This is a genomic window from Streptomyces sp. SCL15-4 (genome assembly GCF_033366695.1).
In the GTDB taxonomy this organism is placed as follows: Bacteria; Actinomycetota; Actinomycetes; order Streptomycetales; family Streptomycetaceae; genus Streptomyces.
In genome coordinates this window covers 564,485-577,195 of sequence record NZ_JAOBTQ010000001.1, presented here as the reverse complement: position 1 = coordinate 577,195, position 12,711 = coordinate 564,485, and the positions used below count along the sequence as shown (strand labels likewise).

The window sequence follows — 12,711 nt, the reverse complement described above, 5'->3', positions numbered from 1 at the left end:
GTCCCTCTGGTGAGTACGACACGAACAGCACCACTCTGGCCCAGATCGCGCGTTGCCTCACCTTGTAGCACCATATTTCTGGTCTGTACCAGAATTGGCCGGGCCCGTGCTCGCTCCGTACTCGCATCACCGTGGAGGTCGCCGTGTGGGAACCCAGCATGATCGACGATGACGCCGCGTCGTCCCGGACCGCACGCTCGCGCCGCAGATCGATCATGTACGGCGTGGGTGCGGTGGTCACGGGTCTGCTGACCGTCGCCTCCTGCGGCACCGACAGCGGCAACGGAGGCGGCGCCACCTTCACCCCCACGCCGACCGCGCCCGCCACGTCGAACTTCTCCGGCGGCGTCCCGTCCGCCATGAGGTCGTGGGCGGAGTCGAAGAAGGCGGAAGCCAGCGCCTCCGCCTCCGCCCGGGACGCGTCGGCCTCCGCGCGCGCGTCGGAGTTCGAGGCATCCGTGTCCGCGGACACCGAGCGCGCCCGCGCGGAGGCCGAGAAGCAGCTCGGCAAGGTCCACGGACGGGGCAACGCCACGAACGACGTCTCCATGACCGGCGTTCCCCTGTCCCGGACCAACAACGTGCGCGCCCTCCTCGTCACCATGACCAACCGCACGGACAAGAACGCTTCCTTCGCGGTGCAGGTCGACTTCAGCGACTCCGACGGCAAGGTCGTGGAGACCGTCGTCGTGGGCGCGCAGAACGTCAAGCCGGGACAGAAGGTGGAGCGCTACGCCATCAGCCGCAAGCCTCCCGAGCCGCATCTGACCGCCAGACTCGCCAAGGCGCAGAGGTACTGAGAACGCGACACCGCCCGGGCCGGCCGAGGCCGATCCGGGCGGTGTTCCGCAGGTCCGAGAAGCGCATCCTTGTCCCCGCCGACCCTAGGACGTGTGGGACTCGAACCCGCCCTCAATGGACGAAGAGGGTGTACGAGTCCGCCCTGGCGACTCCACTCAGCGGCGCGTCTCGATCCACCAGGCGATCAGTCCGACGACGTTGGTGCCCGCCGCGTACGAGGCGCCCCGCAGCGCGTTGAGAGCCGCCATGCGGCGGCAGCGGTGGAGCCACCGCGCGACGTGTTCGACCTGTGCGCGAAATCCCTTGGACGCCTGGGATCCAGACCCGTTGAAGCTCATGCCGAGCCAACTCCTTCCGCGAAACCCTGCTCGATGAACGCATGGGTTGGGGCCCCAAAGCGCCCGTGGCGGCGCTGAGTTGATTACACGGCACCGCACCGACCGGCGTCATCACATCTGAAGGGAAATTGAGCATCACGATCCGGCGGCAATCGGACACGTATCGTGGTGGCCTGAAAGCGTGGGCAGCGGCCGAACGATGGGACCACGGGCAGCCGGGAGCACTCTTGACGGCACCGTTGTCGGTCAGCGTGAGTCCATGGACGGACGTGGTGAAACACCGTGGCCGTACGGCCGGTGACCGGAGAAGGGGCCTGGGATGAGATTGCTGCTCGTCGAGGCCGACAACCATGTCGCCGCGCTCCTGCCCACGGTCCTGGCGCGGCACGGCTTCGACGTCACCCGCGCCCGCGGCGGCGAGGAGGCCCTGCGGGCACTCGCCGCGGACGCAGGCGGCTTCGACATCGTCCTTCTCGATGTGGACCTGCCGGACCAAGACGGCCACGAGGTCTGCGGCGAGATCCGCAGGCGCACCAGCATCCCGGTGATCATGGTCAGCGCGCGTTGGGACGTGCGCTCTCGTATCCGCGGCCTCTACCTCGGCGCCGACGACTACATTGCGAAGCCTTACCACACCGGGGAACTGCTCGCCCGTATCCACGCCGTCAGCCGGCGCTCCGTCCGCCGGGACGCAGCCGGCGAAGGCGAGACCGAACTGCGCCTCGGCCAGGTGCACATCGACCTGGAGACCCGTCAGGTCGGCGTCAATGGTTCGACCGTCCATCTGACACGCAAGGAGTTCGAACTGCTCGCTCTCCTCGCACGGCGTCCCGGAGTGGTCGTCACGCAGGAGACGATCCGGAGCGAGGTGTGGGGGGTCACCAGCCCGGGGCAGGGTGGGCGCACCTTGTGGGTGCATGTGGCGTCCCTGCGTTCGAAACTCCGTGTGCCCGATCTGATCGAGACCGTGCGCGGCGTCGGCTACCGGCTCGTCGTCCGGGACGCGTAGCGGGGAGAGGCGCGCAGGCCTCGGCCGACAGCCCCGTAGGACAAAGGCGACTTGTTCGACGCGACGGTCACGCGGATCGGCAACGTCCACCGCTCTGCGTGCTCCGCGACGGAGCCGCTTGGTCGATCCGGACTTTCATGCATTCACCGCGACAAGGCCGCCGTCGATACCGAAGCAGACGATCCCGTTCGCCACTCTAGGCGTCTCGAACGACTTCCTCACGTGGAACACCCACCGCTGGTTCCCGGTTTTCGCGTCAATGGCGTACAGCGTTTCGTTACTGCCGTCATAACCACCGCCGAAGTACACGGAGCCACGTGCCACCGCCGGCTCTCCCTCTGCCGCTACCGCCTTGTATTTCCATTTCTGCTCTCCCGTGGCGGCATCGACGGCGTGAAGTCCGTGATCATCTCCAAAATACACGGTGCCATCCGCCACGGCCGGTGGCCATTTCGATTCTGTTCTGATATTCCAGCGCTGATCTCCTGTGCGGACATCGACGGCGTGCAGCACGGTGCCGCTCGCGATGTACACGATGTCGCCCGCCACCACCGGTGAAGTGTCCGCCGATTCGCCTGCTCCATAACTCCAGCGTTGTTTGCCAGTGGCCGCGTCGATGGCATACAGGTGGTGGTCGGCGCTTCCGATGTACACGGTGCCGTCCGCCACGATCGGTGACGATTTCGATGCGGCTGTGGTGAACTGCCACCGTCGCCTGCCTTCGGCGGCATCAATGGCGTACAGCGTGTGGATGCCATCGGGGCAGGAGGCGAACACTGTCCCGCGCGCCGCGGTAAGCGACGAGATGCTCTCGTCCGTCGGGTGTTTCCAGCGCTGCTTTCCTGTGGTGACGTCAACGGCGCGCAGCTCCCTCCCCGCGCCGACGTACAGGAGCCCATTGTCCGATGCCGGTGCCGAGGGAGAGTAATCCTCGGTGTCGAACTTCCAGGCCAATTTACCGGTCGCGGCATACAAGGCGTAGAGGAAGCGATCACCGCAGCTTACGTAGACGCGCTGCCCCGACAGGAGAGGCGGCGAAATCATGCTGTCATCCGTCGGGAAAAGCCACCGCTTCTCTCCGGAGGTAGAGTTCACTTTGTCGGGCGGGGCGCTGCTCTTGCTGGGGCTGACGTTCGGAGAGGCCTTGCCTCCCTTGCTGTCGACGATTTTTGTGGCGGCGTAGGCGATTCCCGCGACTCCCATTCCGGTCAGGCCGATCAAGGCCTGACGGCGGGACACCGGTCCGGCGGTACGAGCGGACGGGGTGCCGGGCGGACGGGGCCCCGCCCCTGGGTCCTCGACGTCCCGCGACGGATGGATCCCGATCCCCTCGTCCTCGATGTCCCGCCACAGATCGGAATCGTAGGGAATTCCGGAGACCGTGCCCGGCTCCGAGTCGGCCTCATGCGGCGGCGCCGGACTCGGAGCCTCTTCCCCGGCGGAGGCCGATCGCGGTTCCAAAGCGGTGTCCGGGGCCGGCCGGAGCCGGGACGGCCCGGGAGGCGGGGCCGGTGGTGCGGCCGCGCGGTTGCGGCCCAAAGCGATGAGCCCTCCGGTGTTGCGGTTGCGCTGTTGTGGAAGGGGCCGGGCCTTCGCAGCCAGCGTGCGGTACAGGTGCCGGTAGAGGCTGTCCATGTCGATCGGATCCGGCGCTCCCGGGATGCCCTTCACCAGTGCGCTGATCAGCTCGCCGGTGAACGCGGTGTAGGGCTCGCCGGGAGGCGACAGCGCCGTGCGTGTCTCGGCGGAGGCGGTCAGCAGGCAAGTGCCCTCGACCATCGCGTGGTCGGCGACGTGGTCGCTCGCGCTCATTCGGCCCACCAGCGCCCGCCCGCTGTAGCAACAGTCCAGGACCACCACGGTGCGCCGGGCGCCGCCCGCAGGGTCCAGTACCGCCCGGCGGAGATACTCGTATCGCAGTGCCGTGTACTCGCGTTCGCGGTCCGAGTCAGGCAATGCCAGATACAACTCGTCCGTGTAGGGGTCGGTCAGACCGTGACCGGCATAGTAGACGAAGAGCGTGTCCTCGGCCCGCTCCACGGACCGCCGTACGGCGTCCAGCACCCGACCGGCACTGTCCGGCTGCGACAGCACGGTGCACCTGTCGGCGGGCAGTCCCCACACCTCGGCGTCGGTGAGCGCCTCACGCAGCCCTTTCAGGTTCCCGGAGACCGCCGGCAAGTTGTCGAGGTGCGCATAGGTGTGCACACCCACCAGCAGGGCCACCGAACGGTCCGGGTCAGGCAGCAGCGACACCGGTCACTCCCCGTTGTCGCGGTACGGTTCCGAGTCGCCGCCGCCCTCGCCGGAGCCCAGGATCCGGAGGATCCTCTCGACGTCTTCCGGCGAGGCGTCCCGTACGGTGACGGCCACGCCGTCGCGTTCGAGCCGTACCTCGGGCGGGTTCCGGCGCGAGCCACGCCAGGCGGCCACGGCGACCAACAGGTTGCCCAGTGCGATGGTGTTGCCCAGAACGATGTTGACGGTGTCCAGTGCTCCGCCCATGTGGCCCGCTTCCGGCGCGGCGGATGCGGTGGACACCTTTGCGTGGCCCCGAAGGTCCGGGTCCAGGACCAGCCACCGATGCAACGATGCCGCGTGATCGGAGTGCTCCCCGGCGGTGTTGCCCGATCTGCCTGTGAACGTCAGCCGAACGCGCACCAGTTCGGTCTCCTTCGATGCCGTCATCGCTACTCGTCAACCGTTAGTACAGGTACAGCGAGCGGTGGCGCAACCACGGGTCCGCCTCCCCGGAGAGAGCACTCGACGAACTCGTCGGCGCGATCGGCATCGGAGCCGTACACCACGGAACCGGCTGACCTGGTCGCCATTCGTTGCGCCGCCGGCGACAAGACCGCTCGGGGCCCGCGCTGGATAGTCTGCCTCCATGGGTGAGGGGACCGAGGACATCGGTGTGGAACTCGACAGCCGGAGCTGGGGTGCCACACGCTCCTGGGTGAAGGAGCAGCTGTCCGAGGCAGAGCACATCGAAGACGTCGTGCGGCTGCGCGGCGGCTGGACGTCCGAGATACGACGCCTGGATCTCCGCGGCCCGGCCGGTCGGCGCTCACTCGTCCTGCGGTCCTTCGGCAAGCCGTTCTTCGTTCGGCACGCGGAGGGCCTGCTGACCCGTGAGGCGGCCATCCTGCGCCTGCTCGGTGACACGGACGTGCCCGCGGCCACGCTCATGGCGGTGGACGCGACGGCACAGTACTGCGATCACCCCTCCTTGCTGATGTCCCTCCTGCCGGGGACCGTACGCCTGGACGATCCGGGCGCTGATGACCGCGCCGAACTGCTGGCACGGCAACTGGTGCGCATCCATCGGCTGCCGGTGACCGCGCGGCAACGGCCTCGCCCCTATCAGGCCTGGACCTCTCCCGAGCGTGTGACCCCACCGGCGGTCACCGAACGGCCCGAGCTGTGGCAGCGGGCCGTCGACGTCATCCGTCGCGAGCCTCCGGCCTATCAGGGCCGCTTCCTGCATCGGGACTTCCATCCGGGCAACGTCCTCTTCACGGACACCGACGGTGGTCTACGGATCAGTGGCATCGTCGACTGGGTGGAGACCTCCTGGGGTCCGGCCGACTTGGACGTGGCTCATTGCTCGACGGCCCTCGCCCTGTTGCACGGGGTTCCCGCGGGCATGCGCTTCGCCGATCGGTACGTCGCTGCGGGAGGCACCCTGGCCGCAGACGGCCCCTCCCGTCTCTACTGGCGGCTGCTGGACGCGCTGGGCTTCGCTCCGGACGCCGAGAAGGTCGCCGTTCCCTGGCGCGAACTGGGCCGCGAGGACCTGACGGCCGGTGTCCTGACGCAGAGGCTGGAGGGATACATCGCATCCCTCTTCGACCGCTATGGGTGAACCGTCGTTGCCGACGCGCACGGTGATCTGGCCGGGGGTGACCGTGGTGAACGGACTGTCGGCTGCCGTGCGGGGCCTGGACCGGGGCCTGCGGTCGCTCACCTACTGCCGATGACGCCGCGCCGCGCGGAGGCCCGGCAACCAAGCAGGGCGCTCTGTACGGTTTTTCCGGCGTGTGGTTAAGGTGCAGCCATGAGCAACCAGGCCCCGACCTTGGAGGACGTCGCCCGTGCGGCAGGTGTGTCCCGGGCGACCGTCTCCCGGGTCGTGAACGGTGTCCGCAACGTGGACCCGGGCATCCAGCAACTGGTGCACCGCGCGATCGAACGTACCGGCTACGCCCCCAACCGCGCCGCCCGCTCGCTGGTGACCCGGCGTGCCGAGACGGTCGCGCTCGTGGTGTCCGGTGCCGGCGAATTCCCCGAAGACACGCAGGACGCCTTCGCCGCCCGGGCCTGCGCCGACCCCTTCTTCGGAAGGGTGGTCTCCGGGGCCGTCGGCTTCCTGCGCCCGCGTTCCATGCACCCGGTACTCATGTTCGCCGAATCGCGTGCTGACCGGCACGAGGTGCTCGACTACCTGAGGCAGGGCCGCGCCGACGGCGCGCTCGTCGTCTCCACCCACGCCGACGACCCGCTGCCCGCGATGCTGGCCGGGGCCGGACTGCCGGCGGTGCTGTTCGCCCGCCCGGCACGCGACGTCGGCCTCAGCTACGTGGACTTGGACCACCGGGACGGCGGACGGCTCGCGGCGGAACATCTGCTGGCGCGGGGCCGTCGCAGACCGGCCACCGTCTCCGGCCCGCTCGCCGTTCCCGCGAGCCGGGAGCGGCTCGCCGGCTTCCGCGACACGTTGGCCCGCAACGGCCATGCGTTCGTGCCGGCCGCCGAAGGCGGTTTCACCTTCGACAGCGGCATCGCTGCCATGGAGCGCCTGCTCGACGAACACCCGGACGTGGACGGCGTGTTCGTCGCCAACGACCTCATGGCCCAGGGCGCCTGCCAGTTGCTGCGCGAGCGGGGCAGGCGGGTGCCGCACGACGTGGCGGTGATCGGGTTCGACGACTCGGGGATCGCGCGTTCCTGCGTTCCCCCGCTGACCACGATCCGTCAGCCGGTCGAGCGGATGGCGGCGGAGATGGCCCGGCTCCTCGACGAACACATCCGCGAGGAACGCACCGATCCGACGTCCGTCGTCCTCGAACCCGAACTGATCGTGCGCGGGACCGCCTGAACCGGTCGTGAACATCGGTCCGGCCGGCGGACACTCCGTGGTGGGCAGGGAGCCGGAACGGCTTCCGCCGAGCCCGCTCCCGCGGCGGGAGCAGGCCGAGGGCCCGGCCGGCATCCGCGCGTGACGCACGGTCGCGGCCTGCGGGCCGGAGGCGGCACACGGCCAGCGGCTGGTGAGGTCTCCGTCGGCGGCGCCGGACGCCGGTGTCCCGTAGTCCTCCCGGCTCGGCGCCGTGACCGGCTCGCTCCGCGACAGGAGCGCGAGGGCGGCCCGCGCCGCGCCGACCGGAAGGAGTCGGTGACACGGACGGCCCAGGAGCGGACACGAAGACGCCGGGGAGAGCGCGTTCCGGAACCATGCCCGGCAGTCATGCCTCGGTCAAGCAGCCGTACCGGCTTCGGTCGCACCGGGTGCGACGCCGGCGGGCGGGACGCGGCTACCGGGCGGAGGAACCAGGCGCGGGTGTGGGGACGGGCCCGCGGTTGTCGGTGCCGCGGGCCATACTCGTGCCGCGGCGTCACCGTGGCGCCGCGGTACGAGGGGAGCGAGATGGCCGAGGTGCTGGTCTTCCACCACGGGTACGGACTGACCGCCGGCGTTCGCGAGTTCGCCGAGCGGCTTCGACGGGCCGGACACACCGTCCACGTTCCCGACCTGTACGAAGGGCAGGTGTTCGACAGCCTGGAGGAGGGCATCGGCTACGCCGAGAAGGCCGGGTTCGACACGATCACCGCGCGTGGAGCCGCCGTCGCCGAGAAGCTGCCCGCGGAACTCGTCTACGTCGGGTTCTCGCTCGGTGTCCTGCCGGCGCAGAAGCTGGCCCAGACCCGCCCCGGTGCGAAGGGCGCGCTGTTGCTCGAGGCATGCCTCCCGGTCGCGGAGTCCGGCGGCGCCTGGCCCCAGGAGGTCCCGGTTCAGATCCACGGCATGGACGCGGATCCGTTCTTCGCCGGGGAGGGCGATGCCGACGCGGCCCGCGCACTCGTCGAGGCGGCGACGGACGCCGAGCTGTTTCTCCACCCCGGCGACAGGCACCTGTTCACCGACAGCAGCCTGCCGTCCTACGACGAGCAAGCCGCACAGCAGGTCACCCGACGGGTGCTCGGCTTCCTCGACCGCGTCAAGTAGGTCCGGTCCCGCTCACTGGTGATGTCGACGCGGCGGCAGCCGGACGCGCCGGTGACGTCGGTGGTGATGGCGCCGGCTCCTTCGCGGAGGAGGGCTCCGGCCTCGGCGGCGCTCCGGCCGCGCGCCGGGTCGGCGACGACGGCCTTGCCGCGCAGCCTCCTGGAGCGCACGTCGTTCACGGCCGTTCCCGGGTGCGGCGCCGGCCGGACGGCAGGGGGACCGGCTCGGCGCCGGGGACGACCGTGTTGGCGAGGGTGCCGATGCCTTCGACCGTGAGGCCGACGGTGTCGCCGGGCTTCAGCGGCGGCGGGGTGCGCTCGCCGCGCCGGCCCCAGAGTTCGGCGAGGCAGCCGCCGTTGCCGCAGGTGCCGGAGCCGAGGACGTCGCCGGGCACGACACGGGTGCCGCGGGAGGCGTAGGCGGTCATCTCCTCGAAGGTCCAGCTCATGTGGGACAGCAGGTCCGTGCCGACCACCTCACCGTTGACCTCGGCGGTCAGCGCCAGGCGCAGGAAGCCGTCGGCGTCCCGGTACGGCTCCAGTTCGTCGGCGGTGACGAGGTACGGGCCGAGGGAGGTGGCGGTGTCCTTGCCCTTGCAGGGGCCGAGACCTACCTTCATCTCGGCGGACTGGAGATCGCGGGCGGACCAGTCGTTGAACACGGTGTAGCCGACGATGTGGTCCCGCGCCCGCTCGGGTGTGAGGTCGCGGCCCTCGCGGCCGATCACGGCGCCGACCTCCAGCTCGAAGTCCAGCACGGCCGAGCCGGGAGGCACGGGTATGCCGTCGTGCGGGCCGTAGATCGCGTGCGGGTTGGTGAAGTAGAAGGTCGGTGCCGCGTACCACTGCTCGGGAACGCCGCCGGTCCCCTCCACGGAGCGGCGTACGCCTTCGACATGCTCCTCGAAGGTGACGAAGTCCCGTACCGAAGCGGGCTGGAGCGGGGCCAGCAGCCGGACCTGGGACACGTGCGGGCCGGCGGGCACGTCGAGGGCCGCCGCTCCGGCGGCGAGCAGGCCGGGCAGCCCGCCGGTGTCCTGGAGCAGTGCGGTGAGCGAGGTGACACCGGGCAGCGGGAAGAGGGTGCCGTCCTCTTCCACGACCGCCACCCGGCGGTGGCGCTGATGTTCGTAAGCGGCGAAACGCATGGTGCGGCTCCAGCGGAGGGGGATGCGGGCGAGAGGGCGCGTTCCGGTACCGGGGGCGCGGCGGCGCGCGTCAGGGCGGGGCCGTACCGCCGCGCCCCCGGAGTCCGCGGACCGCTCTAGACCGGCGGGGCGACGAAGACGCCGCGGTCGGGGTCGTTGAAGGACTCCTTGGCGATGAGTTCGTTCATCGGGTTGGCGGTGCCCCACTGGTCGGTGACCTCGGGCTGCGAGAAGTCGTAGACGTGCGGGTGCCAGGTGTCCTCGTCGAGGCACTCCAGTTCGGTGGTGTACTCGACGGTGTTGCCGTGCGGGTCGAGGAAGTACGTGAAGGTATTGTCACCGGCCATGTGCCGTCCGGGGCCCCAGATCTTCTTGAAGCCGGCGCGGATGACGCGGCCGGAGCCGCGCATGTACTCGTCGATGCCGCGCATCTCGAAGGAGACGTGGTGCAGTGACGTGTGCGGGCCCTTCGCCAGCGCCATGGAGTGGTGCTGGTTGCTGATCCGCATGAAGTGCATGACCTCGCCCATGTGCGGCGAGCTGAGCGTGTCGGAGAGCCGGAAGCCGAGGTGGCGCTCGTACCACTCGCGAGTACGGTTCAGGTCCGGGGAGTTGAGGACGACGTGGCTCAGCTTGACCGGGATCGACTCCTTCTCCTCGATCCTGCGGTGCTGTCGTACCGCCACGTCGGCGGAGACCTCGATGGTGCGGCCGTCGACGTCGAAGAAGCGGAAGCCGTAACCACCGCCGGGAGTGTCGACCTTGCCCGGCCGAGAGATCAACCGGACGCCGCCCGCGAGGAGTCGCTCCGCGAGGGTGTCGACGTCCGCTCGGGAGGCGGCCCCGTAGGAGACCAGGTCCAGGCGCTTCTCGTCGGCCTTGCGGAGCCGGACGACGTACTGCTCCGGAGAGCCTTCGGCGGCGAGGAAGGAGATGCCGGAGTCCTCGGCGACCTTGGTCAGGCCCCAGACGCCGGCGTAGAAGTCGAGCTGCTTGTCGTAGTCGGGCACGGCGAGGTCGACGTGCCGCAGATGGGTGAGCGGACGCATGGTGTCAGTCCTTCCGGAGGAGGGCGGCGGCGTTGCCGCCTCGTACGGCGTGGAAGTCGGCCTCGGGAAGCCGCGCGGCGCGCAGGGCGCCCACGGGGTCCTCGGTGCCCATGTCGAAGGGGAAGTCCGAACCGAGCAGGACCCGGTCCGCGCCCGCGACCCGGACCAGTTCCCGCAGCACGTGCGGGTCGTGGACGAGGGAGTCGAAGTACAGCCGCTTGAGATAGCTGCTGGGCGGGTGGGCGCAGGCGGCGCCCGCGTCCGGCCGGGTGGACCAGGCGTGGTCGGAGCGGCCGATGTGGGTGGGCAGGTAGCCGCCGCCGTGCGCCGCGATCAGCTTCAGGCCCGGGTGCCTGTCGAGAACCCCGGAGAAGATCAGGTGCGACAGCGCGACGGCGTTCTCGGTGGGCTGGCCGACGGTGTTGGACAGGTACCACTGGTCGAGGCGCTCGTCGAGGGTGCACCCGAAGGGGTGCAGGAAGACCACGGCGCCGGACTCCTCGGCCCGCGTCCAGAACGGCTCGTAGGCCGGGTCCGACAGTTCCCGCCCCGGGGCGTGGCTGGAGATCTCCACGCCGGACAGGCCCTGTCGCAAGGCGTGGTCCAGAGCGGGCACCATCAGGGCCGGGTGTTGCAGCGGGACGAGTCCGAGGCCGCACAGCCGGTCGGGGGCCGCCGAACAGTGCGCGGCCGTGGCCTCGTCGGCGAGCCGGTACACCTTTTCCGCGGTCTCCGCGTCGGCCCAGTAGTGGTAGTGCGAGGGGGAGGGGCTGACCAGCTGGACGTCCACGCCCTGTGCGTCCATCGCGGCCACCCGCACGGCCGGGTCCGTCAGGCGCGGGAAGCGCTCGCGGACCATGGGACCGCTGACCGCGAGCGCGGCCCGGCCGTTGCGGCGGGCGTCCAGCGCGCGTGCCTCGGCGAGTCCCGGCCGGCCCTCCACCAGCGCCTCGATCTCCGGCAGCAGGACATGGGCGTGGACGTCGACGGTGGGCGCGGTCACGGAAGCTCCCGGAGCATGGTCATGGTGCGGGCCATCAGGCCCGGCACGTCGGCGTCGCGTACGCCGTCGAGCTGCCACCGCCCGATCTGGACGGACGCCTCGACGACCGGCCGGACCCGGGCGATCCGCCGCTCGTAGTACGCCTGGAAGAGCGCGTCGTCCCAGTCGTCGGTGCCGGTCAGGAGCTGGGCCAGCACCCAGGCGTCCTCCAGGGACATGGCGGCGCCCTGCGCGAGGGTGGGCGGGCAGCAGTGCGCGGCGTCGCCGGCGAGCACGACCCGGCCGCGGTGCCAGGAGCCCTCCACCAGCAGCCGGTCGAACCACGTGTAGTTGACGCGGGCCGGGTCGGTGATGTGCTCGGTGATCTCGGGCCAGAAGCCGCCGTAGTGCCGGGTGAGACGGCGCATCTCGTCGGCGTACGACCCGGGCGGTATGGCTGCCCGGTCGCGCTTGGCCTCGGCGACGTAGGCGTACAGGGTGGTGTCGCCGGTGGGGCAGTAACCCGCGATGTAGGCGGGGCCGCCGTAGGCGATGTCGGTGCGGGTGACACCGGCCGGGCGCGGGACGGCGGCCCGCCAGATGGCCATGCCGGTGGGTTCCGGCTCGTCGGCGATGCCGATCGCCGCGCGGGTGGCGGAGGAGAGGCCGTCGGCGGCGATCACCAGGTCGTAGCGGTGCTCGGAGCCGTCGGAGAGGCGGACGCGGACACCGTCGGCGTCCTGGTCGAGGATCTCGGCGGTGGCGCCGAGGCGGACGGTGGCGCCGCCGGCGCGCACGGCGCCGATGAGGATGCTCTGCAAACGCGGGCGTTGCATGCCGACGGTGGCGGGCAGGTCGTCGCCGCCGGTGCGCAGGTCCTCCTGGACGTGCAGGACGGTGCCGTCGGGAGCGGTGATGCCGACGGCGCTGAAGCCGTAACCGGACTCCTCCACCTGCTCCCACACACCGAGTTCACGCAGGACGCGCAGTGCGTTGCCCTGGAGGGTGATGCCGGAGCCGGCGGTGGCGTTCCAGTCGTCCTTGGCTTCGACCAGGTCGACTGCCACGCCCGCGCGGCGCAGCAGGATCGTCACGGCGTTGCCGGCCGCGCCACCGCCGATGACGAGGACCGTGCGAGGCTGGGTCATGAAGAACTCCT

The 12,711-nt window shown here is 70.3% G+C and carries 12 protein-coding genes; 5 read left to right on the top strand and 7 right to left on the bottom strand.

Features of this window, described 5'->3' with window-relative positions; all coding sequences use genetic code 11:
* Nucleotides 1–158: 158 nt before the first annotated feature.
* Nucleotides 159–800 (top strand): FxLYD domain-containing protein, encoded by a 642-nt coding sequence (locus SCK26_RS02295; RefSeq protein ID WP_318199537.1) that lies wholly within the window; start codon nt 159–161, stop codon nt 798–800.
* A gap of 156 nt (nt 801–956) precedes the next feature.
* Here the strand turns inward: SCK26_RS02295 and SCK26_RS02290 are convergent, their stop codons facing one another.
* A complete protein-coding gene (locus SCK26_RS02290) occupies nt 957–1,139 on the bottom strand; it encodes a hypothetical protein (RefSeq protein WP_318199536.1) in 183 nt (60 codons plus the stop codon).
* Between the two features lie 319 nt (nt 1,140–1,458).
* On the opposite strand from SCK26_RS02290, the gene SCK26_RS02285 reads away from it, so the two are divergent.
* Nucleotides 1,459–2,148 carry a response regulator transcription factor gene (locus tag SCK26_RS02285; RefSeq protein ID WP_318199535.1) on the top strand — a complete coding sequence of 230 codons (690 nt, stop codon included), beginning with the start codon at nt 1,459–1,461 and terminating at the stop codon, nt 2,146–2,148.
* 135 nt (nt 2,149–2,283) lie between these two features.
* Here SCK26_RS02285 and SCK26_RS02280 read toward each other — a convergent pair whose 3' ends face one another.
* Nucleotides 2,284–4,404 (bottom strand): caspase, EACC1-associated type, encoded by a 2,121-nt coding sequence (locus SCK26_RS02280; protein ID WP_318199534.1) that lies wholly within the window; start codon nt 4,402–4,404, stop codon nt 2,284–2,286.
* Nucleotides 4,405–4,407: 3 nt separating this feature from the next.
* Complete coding sequence (locus tag SCK26_RS02275; protein ID WP_318199533.1) at nt 4,408–4,836, bottom strand: effector-associated constant component EACC1; 429 nt, start codon at nt 4,834–4,836, stop codon at nt 4,408–4,410.
* A gap of 199 nt (nt 4,837–5,035) precedes the next feature.
* Between SCK26_RS02275 and SCK26_RS02270 the strand changes: the two genes are divergently transcribed.
* The 3 genes from SCK26_RS02270 (at nt 5,036) to SCK26_RS02260 (ending at nt 8,374) form a co-directional block, all read left to right on the top strand.
* Nucleotides 5,036–6,013, top strand: coding sequence for a phosphotransferase family protein (locus SCK26_RS02270; protein ID WP_318199532.1), 978 nt, complete (start codon nt 5,036–5,038; stop codon nt 6,011–6,013).
* Nucleotides 6,014–6,205: 192 nt separating this feature from the next.
* Entirely contained in the window at nt 6,206–7,246 is a 1,041-nt protein-coding gene (locus SCK26_RS02265; protein WP_318199531.1) for a LacI family DNA-binding transcriptional regulator, read from the top strand.
* Between the two features lie 549 nt (nt 7,247–7,795).
* Nucleotides 7,796–8,374, top strand: a complete 579-nt coding sequence (locus tag SCK26_RS02260) for a dienelactone hydrolase family protein (protein WP_318199530.1) — start codon at nt 7,796–7,798, stop codon at nt 8,372–8,374.
* 175 nt (nt 8,375–8,549) lie between these two features.
* On the opposite strand, the gene SCK26_RS02255 is transcribed toward SCK26_RS02260, so the two are convergent.
* The 4 genes from SCK26_RS02255 to SCK26_RS02240 form a co-directional block, all read right to left on the bottom strand.
* Entirely contained in the window at nt 8,550–9,521 is a 972-nt protein-coding gene (locus tag SCK26_RS02255; RefSeq protein WP_318199529.1) for a fumarylacetoacetate hydrolase family protein, read from the bottom strand.
* 116 nt (nt 9,522–9,637) lie between these two features.
* Nucleotides 9,638–10,570, bottom strand: a complete 933-nt coding sequence (locus tag SCK26_RS02250) for a VOC family protein (protein ID WP_318199528.1) — start codon at nt 10,568–10,570, stop codon at nt 9,638–9,640.
* A gap of 4 nt (nt 10,571–10,574) precedes the next feature.
* A complete protein-coding gene (locus SCK26_RS02245; RefSeq protein ID WP_318199527.1) occupies nt 10,575–11,573 on the bottom strand; it encodes an amidohydrolase family protein in 999 nt (332 codons plus the stop codon).
* Nucleotides 11,570–12,700, bottom strand: a complete 1,131-nt coding sequence (locus SCK26_RS02240) for an FAD-dependent oxidoreductase (protein WP_318199526.1) — start codon at nt 12,698–12,700, stop codon at nt 11,570–11,572. Before SCK26_RS02240 ends, SCK26_RS02245 begins: the two co-directional genes overlap by 4 nt.
* Nucleotides 12,701–12,711: the final 11 nt, after the last annotated feature.